An 18,545-nucleotide genomic window follows, 5' to 3' on the forward strand; every position below is an offset into this window, starting at 1 on the left:
CTCCTTTTATTTGCATAAAAAGTAACAGAATCTATTACTACTCTTTTGTATATAATAGAGTAGCAGCATTTAATTTTTGGAGCTTAATTTTATTAAGTTCTCTGTAGAGAGTTCCTTGAGAAATTTTTGAAGCTTCTGTAATCTCCTTGACCGAATAGTCACCACTATTATACAGTCGCATAGCCATATTTAATTTACTACGTTCTACTTTTGGTCGTCCAATAGCAGTACCACGACGACGACTTGCTGCAATACCTTCTTTAACACGTTCTGCTAATAGGTTTCGTTCTAGTTCAGCAATCACACTCATCATTTGAAGCATTGCTTTACCTGTAGATGTTGATGTATCTATATTTTCTTTTAAAGAAATAAATGCAATTTTATCGTGGTCTAATTGCTGAATAAACAATAGTATATCCAATGTATTTCTACCTAATCTTGAAATACTTTCTACAACAACTGTATCTTTGGGACGAATTGTCTGGAGCAATTGATCCATGCCTGGTCTTTGCTTTTTTGTTCCAGTATATTTTTCATGAATTATTTTTTCAACGCCATAGTCATTTAATTGATTGATCTGGCGATCTAAATTTTGTTCATCTTTAGATACTCGTGCATAACCAATAATCATAATTATCCTCCTTACTGAGTTTAAGTTAATTATCCTAATTTCCTTTTCTTTTTGCAAGAGATTTAGTATAAAGATATTTATAATGATTTATTGTAATTTGATAAGCCTGTTATACTAACCTTCTGATTTCTCTAAACAGTCGTTACATAAACCTTAGGTTTTGGTAATTATTGAAAACAACAAAGCGAACTTATCTATTTAGATAAGTTCGCTTTGTTGTTTTCATTATAACGTCTAAGAATGTTTTGTATATTTAGAAGATAGTTCCAAATTCGATCTCGTCACTATGATTTGTAAATAATTCTTTAAGAGTGATACCATAAATTTTAGCCATTTCAACAAACTTGTTGATATCGTGTGTGTAATCACTCAAGTCTTCTGTATCCAATATTAAAGCTCTGCCATGTTTATTAGAGTTGATAATAAAATACTCATTATGTTTATATGTGAATTCAATTTCACGTCCAGTCTCTAAAAGCTCCATAAGTGTTTCAAATGTTGGCTTGTATTCGTAAGAATCATATTTTGTCATTGTATTACCTCCTTGGTTAGTGTCCTGAACGACTTTTCCCCGTCCAATAGTGTCTGTGTGGAAATTTAACATGTTTCTGGTGTTTCCCTAATGAATGACGATAGTCAATGTCCATCGAGGCATTCCCTTTACCGTCATAATATCTTCGTTGTTTTGTTCCCTTACTATCAATTAAATCTTTAGAAGAGTAAGGTTTCCCTGTTCTTGATAAGTTACTTTTAACTTTCCTCCATTTTTGATTAGTATGTCTATTTTTAACTTTAATACCCTTTTTCTTGGCAGTATTATAGAGTTTAGCAGGTGTATTTTTCACACTCTTTTTTTTTTCTTAGCAGGCTTTTTTCCCTTTTTTTAGAAAAGTATTTTTTTATCGTTTTATATGCCCAATGTCCGGCACCAATAGTAACACCACCAATAGCGATAGCACCTGTAGCAGCTAAAGCTACTTGACCAACTCCAGGTATAAAATAGATAGCCGCAGCTGGAGCAAATCTTTTTTGTCTCCCATTACTACTGGTTCCATTTATTTCCTTTGATGTCTCTAAGAGAGCAATGAGTTGAGAAGCCGTATATGATTTCCCTTGAATAATCAATTCATCGGTTGTTAATTTAATCTCTGGATGTGTTTCTTTTTCATCATAACGAACATTAGTACCGTCTTCGATATCCCATAGCGAAACAGTAGTGTTACTTTCTGTTGTAGATGCTGAAACAGATTTTTCAGGAATAATAGTACTCAATCCCGTAAATAACGCCATGGTTGTAATGACTGACATTTTAAATAGCTTGTTCATAGACACCATCCTTATATTTGAATTAATCACTAGTAATTAATTCAAATATAACAAATGAAAAATAAGTTGCCTACTTACATTTTTGTCACCAATATCTTTTAATAATAAACATTCCTTTAGTTTCATAAAGGTAACAATACACTCGAATTAGAGTGTGATTATTTTTCTGTTCAAACAATAATACAGCCTACTTTGTTGCACTTTATTATGACATCTAGGAGTTGTTTCAGAGAGATGAATAGATGTAATTAGATCCTTTGGTCTCCTGTTGCTATGAACTTACCATGTTTTTTCGATTTTTGCATGAACTTACAGCTGCCTTTTCAAACATATGTGGGGACTTGTACTCTATTGTGATATATATATTATACTTAAAAAAATTGTTCCAAAATGATATGATAACTATATTACATGTCAGGAGGTTTTTTGATGAGTTCTAATGCTAAACTATTTATTAAAATATTAATATGGGTACTTTTGTTTTTTGCAATTATTTTAACGCCATTACTCATTGCGATTAACTATTCCGCCTAAGGTTTTTGACTCATTTTTCATAATTTTCTCTTTTATATGTTATATGTGATAATTCTATTTCTTTTTTTTCTATATAATTATAATTAGATTTTAGAGTTATATTTATACGATAATTATTGGGGGGCTCTTTTTATGAAACGGATGTTAGATAAAGAACAATTAATTAAATATAATTTACTAACGTATTTAGAAAAAAATAAAAGCGTTAGTTATGAAGAACTTGAAGATGAGTTGCATCTATCTCGTAAAACTTTAAAAAAATACCTTTTACTTCTTATAGATGATTTAAACGAATTTGAGTCCAATGCATTTATATATCCTTCACTTCACAACGTGACTTTTAAATATGGCTTTGAGTTTTCTGCTCAAGAATTAATGAGCAGGTTTATTGTCTCTTCTCTTAGGTATAAAATTTTAGAATATGCGCTATATCACTCTAATAATAATAAGCTTAATTTTATCCAAAAAGAAAACATTAGTGAATCGACCTATTACCGTCTTTTAAAAGATGTGAATGATACAATCTTAACTAGCTTTAAAATCAAGATTAATTCTAATTTGACCTTGATTGGTGACGAGCATCAAATTCGCTATTTTTACTATACTCTATACAATGAAATTAATCTTAAAGAGACATTCGAGATAGACTTTCACTATTATGACGAGTTGAGTCCCCTTCTATCTCTTTTAGAGAATACGTTTAATGTGAGCTTGGCAGCGATTAACAAGGAACAATTTCAAGTGCTCTATCACATTTGCAAAACACGTAATTTCCAAGGGCATAAAATGACGATTACTATCGAAATGAAAAAAATCACTAGAAATAATAGGATTTTAGAACTTGTTCTAGAAAAAACAGAACATTATTTCGAACATCTTATCGGAGAAACTTGGAAAGAAGATTTAACATTTTTTTTATATCATTTCAAATAGCTTTCCTTTATTCAATGATACGCCTAAGATGATGAAGTTGGCCTATGATGAACATATCCGCTCGAAAAACATTTTGTACCGTTATATTGAACAGTTTACACACTCTTTAAAAAAACAGTTGCCACAACTAGAATTAAATGAACAACTAGAAGGGAAAATCATTCAATTTTATTGTCGTATCTTAGTATTCGATGGCTATCTAATTACCGAAACGGGGCCGTTATATTTGAAGTATTTTAAGAAACATCGTCCTTATTACTTGGCAGTGCTCGAAGAGGTCTTTCAAGAATTAATCGATTTTTATAAAACAGACAATGACCTCCTCTTTATTGTATTCCACAGTTTGATGATTGATAACACGCTTGACTATTCAAAGGTAATGCCTCATACAACCATAGCCATTGAATCAGGAGCTGATCCGGTATTGGTCAATTTTTATACACGACAAATTCGCTATCAAATTAGCGATGATTATCATGTAATCATTAGCCCATATCATATCGATAAAACGTATGATATCGTCTTATCTGATCAATTTAACAATCACCCGAATGCAACCTTCACCTATCGTATTCGGATTTTTCCAGATGCTGAACAAGGACAGCGAATAAAGGGAATTATCAAAGAACTTAACGTTCGAAAAATTGATGGTTCTTTATAAACGAAAAAACCTTAACAACAGCCTCAATTAAGAGGGATAGCTGTTGTTAAGGTTTTTTTACGTTTATAAAATTGAATATCCTAACGTTTTAATATCGTTATTAAAGCCAATCACCGTATCTAATGATACTTGATTTAGGTCTTTGCCAATGTCTTTGATTTTCCCAATGATGGCAGGTGGCACGGTAATGATATCAACACCAAGCTCCTTCGCTTGAATAATATTAAATAACTCACGGGTACTGGCCCATAATAACTCTGCCCCCGGTTTTTCTTTGCAAATTGCTAATGATTTAATCATTAGATCAGTTGGATCGACACCCACATCTGCTACTCGACCAGCGAAGACCGAGACAATATTTTTAGTGCCTGGTGTCAATGCATCAACGGTTGCACGTACTTGTTCTAATGTTAATAAAGCGGTGACATTAAGACTAACACCCTCTGCTGATAATTTTTCAATCAGTGGAATCGCTGACTCCCCTTTTGTATTCGTAATCGGAATTTTCACATATACATTATCGCCAAATGTTGCTATTTTACGTGCTTCTTGTTCCATTGTTTCAAAATCATCCGCAAATACTTCGAATGATAGAGGCATATCTGGAATAGCGGCTACCGCAGCTTTGGCAAACTCATTATAATCACTAATGCCCGCTTTTTTCATCAAGCTTGGGTTCGTTGTAAAACCACTTACTTCTTTTGCTTCATAAGAAGCAACCATTTTATCTAACTCTGCCCCATCTGCAAACACTTTAATTCCCTCAATCATTGTAATTCCTCCTTGGATAATGTATTGAGTTCGGCGACTGCTAGTTATCGTAACAAATCGAGGAACTCGTGTAGAAAGAGCCAGCTACTGTTTAGACGTTGTATTGTTTTTCCTACAATCTAATCATAATGAAAGCGCTTTAAAAAATCAAGTTTTTAAACCGCGCTTATTAACCCGATTTATCAGGCGCTAATCGTTCTCCCTAAATGATAGGCTATTCGTTCACTTTGCTGATTGATTTCCTTAGTCAACGCTTGCGAAATGGCAACATAATAAGTTGTTTTCGTTTCGATTTTTTTTTGTTTTTAGATTATACGTGTATCTTTTTGTACCTACGATATTGCCGTTAACGAGACAGAAACAGTCGTTGGAGCATCCGCTGTGAGGCTGTATATCTGTCAGCGGTACAATCGTAACACACATTGCTGGATTATAAGGTCGCTTCAGTTGCTCATAAAGTGACGTATGGACATAGCGGACGCCCTCCCCTGTTAACTCCACAAGTCGGAGTACCCGTTCCTTTATAAGTGTTGCTACATATTTTTGGGTTAAAAGCGGGTTGAGCCCAAAGTATGCTGGGATGGTTGAAAGTGTTAATGCACCGTTTCGTAAAAATGTTTCTTTTATCAAAAAGTGATAGGCATCTTTTATGAGTTGTTCATTACTTTGAAAATGTTTTACAGTGGTCAAGCGATAGCGCAATGTTTGTGCGTGGGGGTGGAATTGGTGCAGATAACCGCTTCGTATGAGGGTTTCTAGTGTTTGTTGCAACGGAAACCGATGACCGGTAATGGGATAGCGTTGATGGATAATTGTTTGGATCGCAGTTAAATCCATCGTTGGCTGCTGTTGGAATAATTGTTTAATAATACGTGTTTCTTGGGCGTTTAACTGTGCTAGGTTATTTTGAGCGAAGGCGGTTTTGAAGGGAATTAAATAAGACGCGTGGGCTTGACTAAAAATAAAACTACCAGAGGACATCGTATAGTCAAACACGAGCTGTTGCTCGTATAAGCGATATAACTGCTCCGGACGATACTTGGGTAGTCGATTTAATAAAAATAGCTGTTCCTGTTGTAACACACCACCCATCTTTGTTCTTTTCAACGGATGTGCGTTTAAATACTGCTTAACCGTTTGTGTGGATTGGGGGCAATATAACTGGCGAAACAACGCTTGGCGTAGTTGTTGACGTGTAAGCTTTAGCATTGCAATCAACCTCCTTTGAACTATTAGCTAATTACAGTTAACAATAGTATAGCAAAAAACAGGCTCTTTTACGATTGATTTAAAAAAACACTCGCGCATTGTGAACGGGTGTTTTCGGTTTTAAACGTATCTATTTGCGATTTTAATTGACTAACGAACTTCCGCACCTAAACTATTTTTAAAATGATTTAGCGCCCACTGATGCCCTGTTTGGTTGAAACTAGCAACGCCCGCTTCATGAATCACCAATTTGTAACCTAGATTATAGGCTGAAACGGCTGTATGCAGCACACAGATATCGGTACACACACCAACCAAATGCAATTCACGGATGTTACGCGCTCTCAAATAAAGATCAAGTGTCGTTCCTACAAAGGCACTATAACGTGTTTTATCAAGCCATGTGACCGTTGCGTTCAATCGATGAGCCTCGTACCAGTTTTTGATCGACCGATATAAGTCTCTTCCCGCCGTCCCGTTGATATTATGGGCGGGAAAAAGTGTCGCTTCAGGATGATAGTCATCGTGCTCTATGTGACTATCCACTGCCATGATAATATCATCACGATTAACGGCAAAGGTTTCAAGGAGGTTGAGAATTGTTTCTTCAATCTCCTGTCCGGGTTGTCCGCAGGTTAAGGCGCCATCGTTCGCAACGAAGTCATTCGTATAATCGATGACGAGTAATGCTTTGTTCATTATTTAGCCTCCGTCTCTTAGTGTCTCTTGCCCTTCTATTATAGCAGAAGACGACGCTCTCATGGCAAAGAATGCCTGCTTTAAGCGCCTCACCGCTTCAGCATTATCACTTGTTTCTTGATTGATAACACTAAGACGGGCTTCAGTTGCTGCACCACCGAAGAGTGTTCCTGGCATCAACAATACCCCTGACTGTAACAAGCGATGATATTGTGCAGGTTTCGTACAAAAGCGCTGCTTCACCCATAAGTGGTAGCCGCCTTGAGTTGGGTTGAACGCGATTGTGTTTCCGAACTGTTCACGTAACTGCGTTTGAAACTGTTGCTGTGCCTCCTGCATCGTCAATGCTAACGTCTGCAAGTGATTTGCAAACGTCGGACTACTCATGAGATGATGCGCCATTACTTGTGGCAAGATACCGAGGCCAAATTCCATTTCACTCCGGGCTGTCGCTAACCGGTGAATGACTGTAGGTGGTGCGCAAAGCCATCCAATCCGCGTCGTCGAACCAGCTGTTTTCGATAATGAACCGATATAAATAACATTTTCAGGCGCCAACTGATAGAGCGGTGCTTGTTCCGGTGTTAATAGACCATATGGATCATCTTCCACAATCGGAATGTGTAACTGGCTACACGTTTTTACGAGCGCTTCTCTCCCCTGTTGTGACAAAATATTTCCGGTCGGATTTTGGTACATCGGATTAACGAATACCATCTTAATGCGATGCTTTTTATAGAGAGCCTCGAGCTGTGGTTGCCAATTATGACACTGTGCCATCGGTAACGGATAAATGCGGATGCCAGCTCCTTTAAACAAGGCTAACGAATATAAATATGATGGTGCTTCGACCGCAATCGCATCGCCAGGACTCAACAAACATTGGGTGATTAAATACAGTGCCTGCTGAGACCCTGACGTAATTAACAATTGTTCCGGCTTGACTGGCTGTGTTGATCGGATAGCAAACAAATTTGCTATCAAAGCTTTTAGCGGGGCATAGCCAGTGGGGTCGGCCTGTTGTTCCTCAGCGATTATCGTTGGCCACGACAATGGTGGTAGATCAATATGAGGTGTTAAGCGCAATGGTAAATCACCTGATGCAAAGTCAGTCACTTGCTTGTTCGTTTGTTTTTGAAGGCGCAGTTGCTCAAAGTATGGTTCTATCGGTAAGAACTGGCTCTGTTGCATGTAATGCCGCCAATTGGTCTGTGGCTGGTACATCTGCGGACTGAGGGCGGACGAAAGATAATAACCACTGCCGTGGCGTGCTGTTATCATCCCATGGGCAACTAACTCGGAAAAGGCTCGTTTCACCGTTGAACGATTGACATTGAGTTCTATTGCTAGCCCACGTTCAGTCGGGAGACGTTCTCCTGGTTGTAATGCACCTTGCTGTAACTTTTGCTCAATCAGTTGCATGATTTGTTGGTACTTTGGTAAGTGTGATGACGATTCTAATTGCCACATCGTTTAGCCCCTCCCACCTTGCATGAATATCACTACCTTAGCATACGCAACTGACAGATTCAATCCCAAAAGTGGGTGGTTCAATTGGACTGTAATTGGTTGTTGCTGTTTGGGGATGCTTCGCTATCATTAAGGGTAACACAATTAAAGGAGGCTATAACATGACAAAGACAATTGGTTCAGTAACGGTTAAGCGAGGAATGGCACAGATGCAAAAAGGCGGTGTCATTATGGATGTCATCAATGCCGAGCAAGCCCGGATTGCCGAACAAGCAGGCGCAGTTGCGGTAATGGCATTGGAACGCGTTCCCTCTGATATTCGGGCAGCCGGTGGTGTCGCACGGATGGCAGACCCAGGCATTGTAGCCGAAGTTATGGCGGCGGTCTCTATTCCCGTCATGGCAAAAGCGCGGATTGGACATAGCGCGGAAGCTCATGTTCTTGAAGCACTCGGAGTGGATTACATCGATGAATCCGAGGTGCTAACTCCTGCTGACGAAGAATACCACCTCTTGAAAACGGACTACACAGTGCCATTCGTTTGCGGTTGTCGTAATTTAGGTGAAGCCTTGCGACGGATTGGTGAAGGGGCTTCAATGTTACGAACGAAAGGCGAACCCGGAACCGGCAACATCGTCGAAGCTGTACGTCATCTTCGTCAACTTCACAAAGAAATGGCGACGCTAACGACCTTACCAGCTGATGAACTGATGGTCTTTGCTCGTGATATTGCTGCTCCTTATGAGTTAGTTCAAGCCATTCATGCGACGGGAAAACTGCCTGTTGTTAACTTTGCCGCCGGAGGTGTAGCTACTCCAGCCGATGCCGCCTTAATGATGTCACTTGGCGCGGATGGTGTTTTTGTTGGTTCCGGTATTTTTAAATCAGAAAACCCACTCCAGTTTGCCACAGCAATCGTACAAGCAACGACGCATTATACGGATTATCCCCTCATCGCTGAACTGTCGAAAAACTTAGGTGAACCGCTAAAAGGGATTGATATCCGTCAGCTCGCTGCTGCAGACCGCATGCAAGAAAGAGGCGTCTAAATGAAACGGATAGGCGTACTCGCCTTACAAGGAGCAGTGAGTGAACACCTTAGCCAGATTGACCATTTAGGTCATCAGCCCATCGCTGTGACTAAACCAGATCAACTCGCACACATTGATGCTCTGATTCTCCCTGGAGGCGAAAGCACGACGATTTACCATTTGCTTGAAACGAGAGGATTCATGCCCGTTGTAACACAGTGGCTCAAACAGCAACGGCCTGTGTTTGCCACCTGTGCAGGAATGATTATCTTAAGCCGCTTCAGCGCTAGCCAACTCGAGGCTAAGGTCGTTCGGAATGGTTTTGGTCGTCAAATTGCTAGCTTTGAAACAAAGGTGACCTTACAGCTAGGCAACGGTGAACGAACAGTCCCAGCGGTCTTTATCCGAGCGCCTTATTATGAAACAGTTGGTCCCGACGTACAGATTATGGCTCGCTATGATGATAAAATTGTCGCGATTGAGACGACTCATCTTATCGCCTGTGCCTTTCACCCAGAATTAACACCCGATACACAACTCCTCGCTTATTTTATCGACACAAAAGTTTCAGCTTTATCCTAATTAAAGAGCAACGCCTAGACATACTCGTCTTTGGCGTTGCTTTTGTGTGTGTTCAATTAAATTGCTAATGTAAGCGAGGGGTAAGCCTGCTTGTTGCTTACATAATCCGCTTAAACATTTTCTCCATCTCGTACACGGAGTATTTAATGACGACCGGACGTCCATGTGGGCAAGTAAAGGGATCATCGGCATAACGGAGGTCGTCAAGCAGTCGTTGCATATCTTCTGTGTTTAAATAATGGTTCGCTTTTATCGACTTTTTACAGCTCATCATAATCGCTGTTTTCTCACGAAACTTGGCAACATCGACCTTCGGATGAGCAAGCGCATCTTCAACGATGTCCCTAATAATCTCCTCAACGTCATCACTTGGGAACCACGTTGGGTATGAGCGCACGACAAAGCTCCCTTGGCCAAACGCCTCAATCTCAATGCCAATCTCACGAATTCGAGGGAGCACCTCTTGGAGACGGACCGCTTCATCCATCGGATAGTCGAGCACGAGCGGGATTAACAAACTTTGAGCAGTATGTGCCACTTCGCCAATTTTGACGCGGAAGTAATCGTACTTCATCCGTTCTTGGGCCGCATGCTGATCAATAATAAACAAACCTTCTTCGTTTTGAGCAAGGATGTATGTTGCATGCATCTGCCCAATCGGGTAAAGTTTTGCCATCCGTGGCGCACGTAATGTTGCGGCTGTTGCCCCCTGTTCAGTCACGTCTGTTTCAATTGGTTCATCGCCATATTGAATTGTTTGTTCTAAAAGAGCGTTTAAGTCATCGGTCAGCGGTTTTTCTTGCGATAATGGTTCCTCATGTAATGGTGCCATTGCTAGTCCTTCTGGCTGATACTGACGGGTTGTACCGCTAATCGCATCAAAATTAAAGCGCGCTTGATCATTGACAGGTTTAACCTGTGATTGTTGCTTGCTCTCTGGACCAGCTGGTATTAATCGTTCTGTCTTAAAGAGGTCTTTAATCGCACGACTAATTACTTGCCCGAGCTCTTTTTCTTTGCTTAAACGCACTTCTAGCTTCGAAGGATGCACATTAACATCAACAATTAACGGGTCCATCTCAATTTGCAAGACTGCAATCGGATAGCGTCCAATCGGTAACAGCGTATGGTAACCCTCTTGTATCGCTTTATGGAGCGCATAATTTTTGATATAGCGTCCATTGACGATTGTTGATATGTACTGACGTGAGGCCCGGCTGATTTCCGGCAACACGAGATAGCCTTGAATGTCAAAATCGTTCGTACTAATTTTAAGCGGCTTAGCTTTTTGGGCAATTGCTAACCCATAGATTTGCGAGATGACCTGTTTTAAATTGCCGTTACCAACCGTCCGAATGATGGACTTGCCATCATTGACGAGTCGAAATGAAATCGTCGGATGCGACAAAGCAAGGCGGTTGATTATATCAGTAATATGACCAAGCTCTGTCGGTAGGCTCTTAATGTATTTCAAACGAGCGGGTGTATTATAAAACAAGTTTGCCACCTTGATTTCTGTACCTTTACGCGCTGAGGCCGATTCATGAACTTCCTCAACACCACCTTTGATGACAACATGTGTGCCAACTGCACCAGTTGAAGTCGTTAACTCAAGTTCAGCAACCGAGGCAATACTCGGTAAGGCCTCACCTCTAAAACCAAGCGTACCAATCCGAAACAAGTCGGCTTTCGTACGAATTTTACTCGTCGCATGCCGAGAAAAAGCGAGCGAGACGTCGTCGGCTTCAATGCCATTACCGTTATCAATTATGGTGATGCATTTGAGCCCCGCTTCTTCGATTAAAACATCGATTACGCTCGCGTGGGCATCAATCGCATTTTCAACGAGCTCTTTAACGACCGATGCCGGTCGCTCAACCACTTCTCCAGCTGCTATTTGATTAGATAGTATATCTGGTAATTGTTCGATACGATTCATTCGTTGTTCCCCCTTGAGACACAATTCTTTTCTTTTAGAATAAGCTCTTTTATTGATTTGTGCAAGTGAGTGTAGTGAACAACGATGAAATTAAAGACACAAAAAAAGCAAACGTTGCTTTTTTATCACCTCCACACATTTCTGACATATTAATCCTATAACTTCTATTGTAATTGGTAAATAAAGAAACTTAAATTTCCCAACAATTATTTATATACTAAAAAGAAAGAAGGAATCAACATGCAATGGCGTTTCCCTGCGTATGCCAAAATGATTTACCTCTATTTAGCCATTTCTTTCAGTGTGACCTTACTCCGTTTTGCGGCCCTCCCCTTTTTATTGCTCTTTTTACTCAACACACAGCGCTATACGACCACCGAGGTTGCGTTCTTATTGATGTTGTCACCACTCGTACAACTGTGCGTGATTTTATTTTCAGCCAATGTGATTGATCATCTCTCCGTCCGTTGGGCCACAATCGTAGCCCTTCTATTCCCCATGTGCGGTTATCTTCTCGTTGTGCAAGTTCATTCCTATCAGTTGCTAATTTTCGCCCTTGTACTCGCTGGCATTGGGTGGGCGATTTACAATCCGTTAGTGATGGCCACTTTAACGAAGTACGCCACCGACGAGCAATTGAACGATGTGATGGGCCTCCATTATTGGGTTGCCTGTATCGCAAGTGCCTTAGGCCCGTTGCTTGGGGTCATCCTTGGTGCCGGTTCATCCGCCTTACCGTTTTATTGTTTCAGCCTCGGATTACTCATTTTAGCCGTGATTGTACGGATTGCCGTGCCCGCTACGAAGAGCACAGCAACTGACGAAAAACGACGGTTACAATTTTTCAGCGATATGCGTACCAATTTAACCGATAAGGCAGCCCGGTACTTATTTGGTGTCTTCTTCTTCACAGCTTTTATTGGTGTACAGTTTGAATCAAGTTTCGCCCTTCATCTTAAACAGTTGTTTGGTGCTGCTGCCGTGGCACAATTAGCCGTTTTTTTAACAACCATGACCTTAACGACGGTTTGCTTACAACCGCTCTTTATCATGTGGCTCAAAAAAGTGAGTACCACCCGACTGCTATTGTTAGATTAGCTCCTGTATGCCTGCGGAATCGCCTTGTTTTATTGGAGCAATCGTTCTTTTGCCGTCATCATCGTCGGGATTGTCTTAGCTCTAGCGGCCCTTTTAGGCACTCCCCGTTTGCTAAGTCTCAATGCGCGCTTAGGTCCACCCGAACTAAAAACAAGCTACTTTGCCTTTACGACGTTGGCAGCTCAGCTCGCCTTTTTTGTCGGTCCGGTCGTCGGCCTCAGTATTTATCAATATCAGACTGCGCTGCTGTTTTATGTCTTAATTGGCTGCGCCTTACTCTATGGCCTGTGTGCCATCAAAAGTCAAACCGAATCGACGCGGCTCTAACTATACGTAAAAACAGTACCAACTCATGAGAGAAGGTACTGTTCAGCTTGTAGACAGCGTCAACATAAACGCCAAGGTGTTCTACTTAAACTCTTTTTGCAATTGATACAATGCCATCATTGCTTCCATCGGTGTCATCGTCAATAAATCGAGACCATTGATTTTAGCGCGTAGCTTCGCTTCTATCGGTGGAGTTGGTTCAGGTTGTGGTTCCGTCACGCTAAAGAACGACAGCTGCGTTTCATCTTCAACATAAAGTGGGGCTTTTTCAGCCAATGGTATGGCAGTTGGAGCTGCTGAAGGTGTGACAAGTTGATCCTTTTGTTCAAGCTCATGTAAAATCGTATCCGCCCGCTCGATTAAGGTGGTCGGTAAATTTGCTAACCGCGCCACATGAATACCATAACTTTGATCAGCAGGGCCTTCTTCTATTTTATGCAAGAACACAACCTTACCCGCTTCTTCGATTGCTGCTACGTGCACGTTATACAGTGCTGCTAACCGATCAGAAAGGCTGTTAGTTCATGGTAATGTGTTGAAAAGAGCGTTTTAGCATGGACGTGCTCATCGATGTATTCAATCATCGCTTGAGCCAAGGCCATCCCGTCATAGGTTGCTGTGCCTCGTCCAATCTCATCGAACAAAATCAAACTGTCAGCCGTTGCGTTTTGAATCGCATTATTGGCTTCAAGCATTTCGACCATAAAGGTACTTTGGCCTGAGATTAAATCATCGGCCGCCCCTATTCGCGTAAAGACTTGGTCAAAAATCGGTAACACAGCCGCCGTGGCTGGCACTTGGCAACCAACCTGAGCTAAAATGGCCATTAAAGCGATTTGGCGCATATACGTACTCTTACCAGACATGTTAGGTCCGGTAATCAATAACAGTTGGCGCTCATTGTTCATTAAACAGTCATTGGCGACATAACTTTGATGACCTAATACCTTCTCAACGACAGGGTGCCGACCCGCTTCAACATGCATTTCACGATTGTTTGAAAAAGTCGGTCGCACAAATTGCTGTGCCTCGCTGACCGTTGCAAAACTTTGAAGCACATCGATTTCACTTATACCCTTCGCTAAGGCTTGTAACGGTTCGATAAAGGCTTTCACCGTTTCACGCAGTTCAACAAATAAACTGTACTCCAAGGCGAGACTCTTTTCTTCCGCCTCCAAAATAATCCGTTCCTTTTCTTTCAGTTCGGGTGTAATAAAACGTTCGGCGTTCGATAACGTCTGTTTGCGTTCATAGCGTTCCTCGGGGACATTTGCCAAATGGGAGCGTGTAATTTCGATGTAGTAACCAAACACACGGTTATACCCAATCTTTAGGTTTTTGATGCCGGTTACTTCACGTTCTTGCTGCTCGAGGGCAGCGAGCCATGATTTACCATTATGCATCGCGTCTTGATAGACATCGAGTGTCTCGTTATACCCTTGACGTATCATGCCACCGTCTTTAATCGTTACCGGTGGCGTGTCAACGACCGCTTGCTCGAGTAAATCGCGTAAGTCGGCCACTGGGTCAAGCTGTTCTCCGAGCTGTTGCAAGTTCGCATCTGCCATTTTAGCGAGGACCGCTTTAATAGCTGGGACTTGTTGCAACGATTGACGTAATTGTACCAAATCGCGCGCATTAACATTGCCATAAGCAACCCGCCCACTGAGGCGTTCGAGGTCATACACTTGTTTTAAAGCTGTTTGCAATTCTTGACGTTCAAAGAAGAACTGAATGAAAGCAGCGACATTATCTTGGCGTTGCTCAATTTTAGCTCGGTCAATCAGTGGACGATCAAGCCATTGTTTTAACATTCGCCCGCCCATTGCTGTCTCAGTTTCATCAAGTAACCAGAGTAAGGTCCCTTGACGTCCTTTACCGCGGATTGAATCGGTAATTTCGAGGTTGCGTTTCGAATAATAATCAATCTTCATGAAGCGGTTCAGCTCATAATGCGTCGCCGGTTGCAAATGACTCAAATCACGCTTTTGTGTTTCATCCAAATAACTTAACAGCCGTGAAACTGCCTGCAGTTCAACATCGTTAATTGTTTCGCCAAATAATTTATGGTGCGATGTACCACAGGTGACACTATCATTATGTGAAATCATCGCGTTTAACTGGAGACGAATTTGTTCAAGGAGACCTTCGTCGGTTGACCGTGCGACAATGACTTCAGTCGCATGTATCGTACTCAACTCATTCAATAGCTTTTGGTCGTCCACTTCAAAATAAGTTGTTGCCATTTCACCTGTCGATAAATCACAATAAGCTAGGCCGTACTGATTAGAAGGATGGTGCACGATCGCAGCTAAATAATTATTTTCTTTTTCATTAAGACCGTTGCGGGCCATTAACGTCCCTTGCGAGATAACTTGAACAACCTCACGCTTAACCATCCCTTTTGTTAGCTTCGGATCTTCCACCTGTTCACATAAGGCGATTTTATAGCCTTTGTTGACCAAACGATCGATGTAACCTTGTACCGCATGGTAAGGCACACCACACATAGGGATTTTGCCCTGGTCACCACCATCACGTGCTGTTAACGTGATTTCTAACAATTGCGAAGCCTTCGTGGCATCCTCAAAGAACATCTCATAAAAGTCACCTAACCGGAAAAAAAGAAAGGCGTCTTGATGCTGCTCTTTTATTTTAAGATATTGTTGAATCATCGGTGTATATGCCATTTCTGTCCTCTCCTTTATCGGTTAGTCGGTTCTTCCATTTCGTTATTCACTGCTAGTGTCATGTTCCGCATCATCAATTGCAGCAATTCATTAACATCCACCTGTGATTGACGGAATTGCTGTACAATCGGTAATTCGTTGATGCTCGCTTGAATGGCATCAATTTCATCATTGATTGCCTTTGCAGCATTCACTTTTTTATAATGTTCTAAGTTAACCACTTCTTTTTGCAACGCTTTAATGCTTGCAATACGAGTGGCGATTTTTTGATTGTTTTCAATCTGTTTTTCGACTTCACGATAAAAAGCCACTTCTTCTGTACGTTGTATCGCTGCAGTCAGTTCAGCTGTTTTGTTGAGAATATCTTCTTCTGAAAACATACGCTACCTCCTATTCAGGTCGAAACGGATGATCTTCATTAATGACGATACGCTCAATCCGTTTCGCTAACCCTGTTTTTTGATCGATATCGACCAAAGTGCCACTCAAAGTCGTACGTCCTTCTTTTGGTACCTCGAAGCGTGTCGGCATCTGCGTTAAAAAGCGACTAATGACCGCTTCTTTATTCATTCCAAGACAAGCATCGTATGGCCCAGTCATACCAACATCGGTAATGTAAGCTGTGCCACGTGGTAAAATACGTTCATCGGCTGTTTGTACATGGGTATGTGTACCGACAATGGCAGAAACACGGCCATCCAAGTAAAAACCCATCGCTTCCTTTTCACTCGTTGTTTCAGCATGAAAATCAACGAAGATTAGATCGGTACGTTCCCGTGCTTCAGCAATAAGTTCATCGGCTTTTCGAAACGGGTCGTCTAAGTCTGCTAAAAAAGTCCGGCCTTGTAAATTAATAACCGCAACCTCAATGTCGTTGTAGCGCACATAGGCAAGTCCTTTACCGGGTGTTCCTTCAGGGAAGTTAGCCGGACGAATGAGGCATTTAGCCTCATCGATAAACTCTAAAATGTCACGATTATCCCATGTATGGTTCCCCATCGTAATCATTTGTGCCCCATCAGTCATGAATTTTTTGTAAATCTTTTCAGTAATTCCACGCCCACTTGCTGCGTTCTCGCCATTAACAATTGTTACATTTGGTTTATGTTTTTGTTTCAACAAGGGTAAGTAAGTTGAAATCATATCTCTCCCTAATGAACCCACAACATCACCAATAAATAAAATACGCATAGTCACTCTCCTCTATAGTTAACCTGTTAGCATAAGCGCTTGCTAAAGCATAACGAACAGGCTTTCTGTCTTCTTGATTATAGCAAATTAAGCGCTCTTTTAATAGAAGCCCCTTTCCGCTTTTGTAAAAAAATGATAAACAAGAAATTATTTCAAAAAAGAAGCGACTTTAGGACAGTTATTAGTGTATCTCAAATCAAGAGATATGCTAAAATTAACTTATTACTGAAGGAGGATTCAACAATGAAAAAAATCGTACTCTTATTAACACTCTGTTTAGCTTTAACAGCACTCGCTGCCTGTGGCTCAAAAACAGAAAAAGACACAGCTGAATCAACTGCAAAAACCGAAAAAGAGGCCAAACCAAACTTAGTGCAACTGGATACCAAAGTTGCCAAAGGTGAACCTGTTGCAACAATCGAAACGTCTGAAGGAACAGTGAAAATTAAACTATTCCCGAAAGAAGCACCAAAGGCAGTTGAAAACTTTATCACCCATGCGAAAGAAGGTTACTACGATGGCGTCTTATTCCACCGTGTTATCGATAACTTCATGATTCAATCAGGTGACCCTAAAGGTGATGGAACTGGTGGCGAAAGTATTTGGGGGAAACCATTTAAAAATGAAATTTCTAATAACCTCTATCACTTCCGTGGGGCATTAGCTATGGCCAATGCCGGTGCTGATACAAACGGCTCACAGTTTTACATCGTTCAAAATAGCTTTTTAGCTGATACTGATATCCAAAACCAAAATGTTTCGTATGCTGACAATGTGGTTGAAGCCTATAAAAAACTAAAAGGTGTCCCTTCGTTAGATGGGTCATACACTGTTTTTGGTCAAACAATTGAAGGCTTAGATATCGTCGATAAAATTGCTGAAACTAAAACAGCAACTGGTGATCGTCCCGAAAAAGACATTACAATTAAAACAATCAAAATCACTGAGTAACGAATGAAACGAGGAATGAAGCATGTCAATCACTGACTATTTGGCGTCGATTGATGACAAACGGCGCCCAGCTTTTCAACATCTGTTTGACCGTGTGACCCAAGCAATACCGGTAGGTTTTGAATGCGTCATGCAGTACAACATGCCTACCTTTGTTGTGCCACTCGATCGCTACCCAGCTGGATATCATGTTTCGCCAAACACGCCATTACCCTTTATTAGTCTTGGCGTACAAAAACAGCACATCGCCATCTATCATTTAGGGTTAACACTCGATACCGCTCTATTTGACTGGTTCGTAAGCGAATACGCGAAGGTGATGCCAACAAAGCTCAATATTGGTAAAAGTTGCATTCGTTTCACTAATGTCAACACGATACCAATCGATTTAATTGAGCAACTTGTTCGCAAGCTAACGGTAGTGGACTACCTTACATTATATGAAACAAGTCGTTAAAAAAAGGAGTAAACCATTCGGTTTGCTCCTTTTTTATGACCGCTA

General features: G+C 40.9%; 19 protein-coding genes and 1 pseudogene. 8 read left to right on the forward strand and 12 right to left on the reverse strand.

Translation table 11 applies throughout. From position 1 onward, the window contains the following. Nucleotides 1-37 precede the first annotated feature (37 nt). The 4 genes from BCAMP_RS00135 to BCAMP_RS00150 form a co-directional block, all read right to left on the reverse strand. Nucleotides 38-631: a recombinase family protein gene (locus BCAMP_RS00135; protein WP_035312735.1), complete on the reverse strand. Its 594-nt coding sequence runs from the start codon at nucleotides 629-631 to the stop codon at nucleotides 38-40. 253 nt (nucleotides 632-884) lie between these two features. Beyond that, a complete protein-coding gene (locus BCAMP_RS00140; RefSeq protein ID WP_035312736.1) occupies nucleotides 885-1,163 on the reverse strand; it encodes a hypothetical protein in 279 nt (92 codons plus the stop codon). 16 nt (nucleotides 1,164-1,179) lie between these two features. Beyond that, a complete protein-coding gene (locus BCAMP_RS00145) occupies nucleotides 1,180-1,476 on the reverse strand; it encodes a hypothetical protein (protein ID WP_035312737.1) in 297 nt (98 codons plus the stop codon). Continuing rightward, nucleotides 1,457-1,957: a hypothetical protein gene (locus BCAMP_RS00150; RefSeq protein WP_051456747.1), complete on the reverse strand. Its 501-nt coding sequence runs from the start codon at nucleotides 1,955-1,957 to the stop codon at nucleotides 1,457-1,459. The genes BCAMP_RS00145 and BCAMP_RS00150 overlap by 20 nt, the downstream gene beginning before the upstream one ends. Nucleotides 1,958-2,623: 666 nt before the next feature. Between BCAMP_RS00150 and BCAMP_RS00155 the strand changes: the two genes are divergently transcribed. Beyond that, nucleotides 2,624-3,424, forward strand: coding sequence for a helix-turn-helix domain-containing protein (locus BCAMP_RS00155; protein ID WP_035312738.1), 801 nt, complete (start codon nucleotides 2,624-2,626; stop codon nucleotides 3,422-3,424). Between the two features lie 28 nt (nucleotides 3,425-3,452). Next, a complete protein-coding gene (locus tag BCAMP_RS00160) occupies nucleotides 3,453-4,085 on the forward strand; it encodes a hypothetical protein (protein WP_156921064.1) in 633 nt (210 codons plus the stop codon). Between the two features lie 63 nt (nucleotides 4,086-4,148). On the opposite strand, the gene BCAMP_RS00165 is transcribed toward BCAMP_RS00160, so the two are convergent. The 4 genes from BCAMP_RS00165 to BCAMP_RS00180 form a co-directional block, all read right to left on the reverse strand. After that, nucleotides 4,149-4,856 carry a transaldolase gene (locus BCAMP_RS00165; RefSeq protein ID WP_035312740.1) on the reverse strand — a complete coding sequence of 236 codons (708 nt, stop codon included), beginning with the start codon at nucleotides 4,854-4,856 and terminating at the stop codon, nucleotides 4,149-4,151. A 243-nt stretch (nucleotides 4,857-5,099) separates the two neighbouring features. After that, entirely contained in the window at nucleotides 5,100-6,065 is a 966-nt protein-coding gene (locus BCAMP_RS00170; protein WP_035312741.1) for a DNA glycosylase AlkZ-like family protein, read from the reverse strand. Nucleotides 6,066-6,215: 150 nt separating this feature from the next. Beyond that, nucleotides 6,216-6,764: a cysteine hydrolase family protein gene (locus tag BCAMP_RS00175; RefSeq protein WP_035312742.1), complete on the reverse strand. Its 549-nt coding sequence runs from the start codon at nucleotides 6,762-6,764 to the stop codon at nucleotides 6,216-6,218. Between the two features lie 3 nt (nucleotides 6,765-6,767). Then, nucleotides 6,768-8,234 carry an aminotransferase-like domain-containing protein gene (locus tag BCAMP_RS00180; protein WP_051456748.1) on the reverse strand — a complete coding sequence of 489 codons (1,467 nt, stop codon included), beginning with the start codon at nucleotides 8,232-8,234 and terminating at the stop codon, nucleotides 6,768-6,770. Nucleotides 8,235-8,395: 161 nt separating this feature from the next. Here BCAMP_RS00180 and pdxS point away from each other — a divergent pair, with 161 nt between their 5' ends. Both pdxS and pdxT read left to right on the forward strand, forming a co-directional pair. Next, nucleotides 8,396-9,283, forward strand: a complete 888-nt coding sequence (pdxS, locus tag BCAMP_RS00185; protein ID WP_035312743.1) for a pyridoxal 5'-phosphate synthase lyase subunit PdxS — start codon at nucleotides 8,396-8,398, stop codon at nucleotides 9,281-9,283. Then, nucleotides 9,284-9,847, forward strand: a complete 564-nt coding sequence (pdxT, locus tag BCAMP_RS00190; RefSeq protein ID WP_035312744.1) for a pyridoxal 5'-phosphate synthase glutaminase subunit PdxT — start codon at nucleotides 9,284-9,286, stop codon at nucleotides 9,845-9,847. Nucleotides 9,848-9,944: 97 nt separating this feature from the next. Here pdxT and mutL read toward each other — a convergent pair whose 3' ends face one another. Then, nucleotides 9,945-11,786: a DNA mismatch repair endonuclease MutL gene (gene mutL, locus BCAMP_RS00195; RefSeq protein WP_035312745.1), complete on the reverse strand. Its 1,842-nt coding sequence runs from the start codon at nucleotides 11,784-11,786 to the stop codon at nucleotides 9,945-9,947. A 240-nt stretch (nucleotides 11,787-12,026) separates the two neighbouring features. On the opposite strand from mutL, the gene BCAMP_RS00200 reads away from it, so the two are divergent. Beyond that, nucleotides 12,027-12,884 (forward strand): MFS transporter, encoded by an 858-nt coding sequence (locus tag BCAMP_RS00200; RefSeq protein WP_035312746.1) that lies wholly within the window; start codon nucleotides 12,027-12,029, stop codon nucleotides 12,882-12,884. 108 nt (nucleotides 12,885-12,992) lie between these two features. Further along, nucleotides 12,993-13,211, forward strand: coding sequence for a hypothetical protein (locus BCAMP_RS00205; RefSeq protein ID WP_156921065.1), 219 nt, complete (start codon nucleotides 12,993-12,995; stop codon nucleotides 13,209-13,211). A gap of 81 nt (nucleotides 13,212-13,292) precedes the next feature. Here BCAMP_RS00205 and mutS read toward each other — a convergent pair. The 3 genes and pseudogenes from mutS to BCAMP_RS00220 all read right to left on the reverse strand — a co-directional run bounded on the left by mutS (nucleotide 13,293) and on the right by BCAMP_RS00220 (nucleotide 17,092). Then, nucleotides 13,293-15,901, reverse strand: a pseudogene (gene mutS, locus BCAMP_RS00210) (DNA mismatch repair protein MutS). 14 nt (nucleotides 15,902-15,915) lie between these two features. Next, nucleotides 15,916-16,281 (reverse strand): RicAFT regulatory complex protein RicA family protein, encoded by a 366-nt coding sequence (locus BCAMP_RS00215; RefSeq protein ID WP_035312748.1) that lies wholly within the window; start codon nucleotides 16,279-16,281, stop codon nucleotides 15,916-15,918. A 10-nt stretch (nucleotides 16,282-16,291) separates the two neighbouring features. Then, on the reverse strand, nucleotides 16,292-17,092 hold the full coding sequence (locus BCAMP_RS00220) for a TIGR00282 family metallophosphoesterase (RefSeq protein ID WP_035312749.1): 801 nt from the start codon (nucleotides 17,090-17,092) through the stop codon (nucleotides 16,292-16,294). A 243-nt stretch (nucleotides 17,093-17,335) separates the two neighbouring features. Between BCAMP_RS00220 and BCAMP_RS00225 the strand changes: the two genes are divergently transcribed. Beyond that, the gene (locus tag BCAMP_RS00225; RefSeq protein ID WP_035312750.1) at nucleotides 17,336-18,043 is read left to right on the forward strand and encodes a peptidylprolyl isomerase; all 708 of its coding nucleotides are present in this window, start codon (nucleotides 17,336-17,338) and stop codon (nucleotides 18,041-18,043) included. Nucleotides 18,044-18,065: 22 nt separating this feature from the next. Next, complete coding sequence (locus BCAMP_RS00230) at nucleotides 18,066-18,500, forward strand: DUF1801 domain-containing protein (protein WP_035312751.1); 435 nt, start codon at nucleotides 18,066-18,068, stop codon at nucleotides 18,498-18,500. Nucleotides 18,501-18,545 lie beyond the last annotated feature (45 nt).

This window comes from Brochothrix campestris FSL F6-1037, from assembly GCF_000525915.1.
Lineage (GTDB): Bacteria > Bacillota > Bacilli > Lactobacillales > Listeriaceae > Brochothrix > Brochothrix campestris.

Bases quoted from the DNA above. Each gene is read 5' to 3' on its own strand.
- pdxT (WP_035312744.1), top strand. From the start codon at position 9,284: ATGAAACGGATAGGCGTACTCGCCTTACAAGGAGCAGTGAGTGAACAC.
- BCAMP_RS00160 (WP_156921064.1), top strand. From the start codon at position 3,453: ATGATGAAGTTGGCCTATGATGAACATATCCGCTCGAAAAACATTTTG.
- BCAMP_RS00180 (WP_051456748.1), bottom strand. From the start codon at position 8,234: ATGTGGCAATTAGAATCGTCATCACACTTACCAAAGTACCAACAAATC.
- BCAMP_RS00175 (WP_035312742.1), bottom strand. From the start codon at position 6,764: ATGAACAAAGCATTACTCGTCATCGATTATACGAATGACTTCGTTGCG.
- BCAMP_RS00135 (WP_035312735.1), bottom strand. From the start codon at position 631: ATGATTATTGGTTATGCACGAGTATCTAAAGATGAACAAAATTTAGAT.
- BCAMP_RS00220 (WP_035312749.1), bottom strand. From the start codon at position 17,092: ATGCGTATTTTATTTATTGGTGATGTTGTGGGTTCATTAGGGAGAGAT.
- BCAMP_RS00215 (WP_035312748.1), bottom strand. From the start codon at position 16,281: ATGTTTTCAGAAGAAGATATTCTCAACAAAACAGCTGAACTGACTGCA.
- pdxS (WP_035312743.1), top strand. From the start codon at position 8,396: ATGACAAAGACAATTGGTTCAGTAACGGTTAAGCGAGGAATGGCACAG.
- BCAMP_RS00230 (WP_035312751.1), top strand. From the start codon at position 18,066: ATGTCAATCACTGACTATTTGGCGTCGATTGATGACAAACGGCGCCCA.
- BCAMP_RS00200 (WP_035312746.1), top strand. From the start codon at position 12,027: ATGCAATGGCGTTTCCCTGCGTATGCCAAAATGATTTACCTCTATTTA.
- BCAMP_RS00225 (WP_035312750.1), top strand. From the start codon at position 17,336: ATGAAAAAAATCGTACTCTTATTAACACTCTGTTTAGCTTTAACAGCA.
- BCAMP_RS00150 (WP_051456747.1), bottom strand. From the start codon at position 1,957: ATGAACAAGCTATTTAAAATGTCAGTCATTACAACCATGGCGTTATTT.
- BCAMP_RS00170 (WP_035312741.1), bottom strand. From the start codon at position 6,065: ATGCTAAAGCTTACACGTCAACAACTACGCCAAGCGTTGTTTCGCCAG.
- BCAMP_RS00155 (WP_035312738.1), top strand. From the start codon at position 2,624: ATGAAACGGATGTTAGATAAAGAACAATTAATTAAATATAATTTACTA.
- mutL (WP_035312745.1), bottom strand. From the start codon at position 11,786: ATGAATCGTATCGAACAATTACCAGATATACTATCTAATCAAATAGCA.
- BCAMP_RS00165 (WP_035312740.1), bottom strand. From the start codon at position 4,856: ATGATTGAGGGAATTAAAGTGTTTGCAGATGGGGCAGAGTTAGATAAA.
- BCAMP_RS00140 (WP_035312736.1), bottom strand. From the start codon at position 1,163: ATGACAAAATATGATTCTTACGAATACAAGCCAACATTTGAAACACTT.